Consider the following 733-nt stretch of genomic DNA (forward strand, 5'->3'; position numbering starts at 1 on the left):
CACCAGGCCTGGCTGCAATCTCATGCCTTCCCCGGGCCGGCCGACGTTGGGCACGTGGGGTGGCTCGTGCATGGTGCGTCCGATGCCGTGTCCGCCGTGGTTGGCCAACAGCCCGTAGCCGGCCTCGCGGGCCACCGTGGCGATGGCGTGTCCGATGTCACCGAGCGTGTTGCCGGGCCGGACGGCGGAGATTCCGGCGGCCAGAGCCGCGTCCGTCGCCTCGATCAACGCGGTGTCGGCCGCGCTTGCGGTGCCCACGACGAAGCTGCGGGCGGCATCGCCGCACCAGCCGTTCAGAATTGCCCCGAAGTCCACCGATACCAGGTCGCCGTCGGCCAGAACGGTGTCATCGGGGATGCCGTGCACCACCGCGTCGTTGACACTCACGCACAGCACCGCCGGAAACGGGTTCGATGCCCAGCTCGGGTGGTAGTGCAGGAATGGAGAGGTGGCGCTGCGGGAAGCCAAGATTTCGGCTGCGATCCGGTTCAAGTCGGCGGTGGACCGGCCCGGAGCCGCCTGGTCGGCAAGCGCGCGCAGTGTGTCGCCCACCACAGCTCCGGCTGCGGCCATCGCCTCTACCTGGTCTTCGGTTTTCAAATCGACCACGTGAGGGAACCTACCGGCAAACAATTCGAAACAGGCATGGACATTTACTCGATACCTGCGGTACCGTTTGTACAACAGGTGGGTAGATGTAAACCTCAGACGAGTATAGAGAGGTCTGCAACAT

General features: G+C 65.2%; 1 protein-coding gene. It reads right to left on the reverse strand.

The window, feature by feature from the left end:
* The coding region (gene map, locus IMZ11_RS42935) for a type I methionyl aminopeptidase (RefSeq protein ID WP_228649363.1) at nt 1-609 on the reverse strand (609 nt) is incomplete at its 3' end.
* Nucleotides 610-733: the final 124 nt, after the last annotated feature.

It is taken from the genome of Microtetraspora sp. AC03309, assembly GCF_020826795.1.
Classification (GTDB): domain Bacteria; phylum Actinomycetota; class Actinomycetes; order Streptosporangiales; family Streptosporangiaceae; genus Microtetraspora; species Microtetraspora glauca.